Annotated in this window: 2 protein-coding genes; one reads left to right on the forward strand and one right to left on the reverse strand. The window is 62.0% G+C overall.

Annotated elements, in window-relative coordinates:
- A partial coding sequence (locus OQK_RS21985; RefSeq protein WP_016774298.1) for a M28 family peptidase occupies positions 1-869 on the reverse strand: 869 nt, incomplete at its 3' end.
- 125 nt (positions 870-994) lie between these two features.
- Between OQK_RS21985 and OQK_RS31600 the strand changes: the two genes are divergently transcribed.
- Positions 995-1216 (forward strand): hypothetical protein (locus tag OQK_RS31600; RefSeq protein WP_238537242.1); only part of this gene is annotated, 222 nt, incomplete at its 3' end.

Genomic DNA, 1216 nt, shown 5'->3' on the forward strand with positions numbered 1-1216 from the left:
ATGACCACGCCGCGCGAGTAATAGCCTTTCTGGTCGCCGGTATCGATGATCGGGTCGACGCTCAATCGCGTTGCGTACTCGCTCATCACCGGGCCGACTTCCACCGCGATTGTGGTGTCGCCGGGCAGGTGCGCAGCGGCGTACATTGCGCCGGCGTTGCTTTCTTCTTCGAGGGTGGTGAAGACAAAGTAGGTGTCGTGCGCCAATTCGGTCGGGCTGCGCTTGAGTTGCTCGGCGGCCTGGAGCATGGCGACGACAGGCGCGCGGTCATCGAGAAAGTGCGCAGCGGTGGCATCGCCCACTCTGAACGGCGTACGCCAGTGCTGGCTGAGCACGACACGGGTGCCGGGGCGCACGCCCATGTCTTGCAAGGTTTGCGGGTCGTGGCGCGTGATGATGTGCACGTCTTTCCACTCCACCGCGCCGCTCATCACATCCTGGCCCTGCGGCGAGCCTGTGGTGGCGTGCATCGAGCCGAATGAGAGCACGCCGGGCAGGGTTTGCGCATCGCCGAGAATATCCACCGGACAGACACCGAAATTCACCGGATTCGCACCGCCGAGGGCAACCACCCGCAACGTACCGTCCGGCTCGACGCGTTTGACCAGCATGGCGATCTCGTCCATGTGGCCCATGATGCGCACAGCGTGCTTGCCGTCCGGATCGGGTTCGCGGCCCTTGAGCAGGCCGATGACATTGCCGGCCCGATCGGTCCAGACCTCGTCGCAATGGCGCCGCAGTTCTTCCAGGCAGATCGCCCGAACTTCGTCTTCCTGACCGCCAGGCCCGCGCGCCATGAGCAAGCGGCTCAATAGTGTTTGGGTGGATTCCTCTGTGTTGCGCGGCGAAGGCGTTTGATTATCCGACATGCATGTTGACCCTCCTTGCATCGGCGGACGTGTATCGACCGCTCAGGATTTAGGGGGCAGGTTGGCGGGAAAATTCAGATGGGTTGAAGCCTTCTGATTCACCTGCATTCCCTGTGGGAGCGAGCTTGCTCGCGAAAGCGCAGTGTCAGGCGATGATGATGTTGACTGTGCCGGCGCCTTCGCGAGCAGGGATTTTGGTTGCGCTGAAGATTGTGGCCTTGCCCCGGACCATTGTGGGAGCGAGCCTGCTCGCGAAAGCGGTGTGTCATTCAATGTGGATGTATCTGATCTGGCGCCTTCGCGAGCAGGCTCGCTCCCACAGGGATTTTGGGTGCGCTGAAGATTGT

Origin of the sequence: Pseudomonas sp. R62 (assembly GCF_000257605.1) — a bacterium.
GTDB classification, from domain to species: Bacteria; Pseudomonadota; Gammaproteobacteria; order Pseudomonadales; family Pseudomonadaceae; genus Aquipseudomonas; species Aquipseudomonas atacamensis.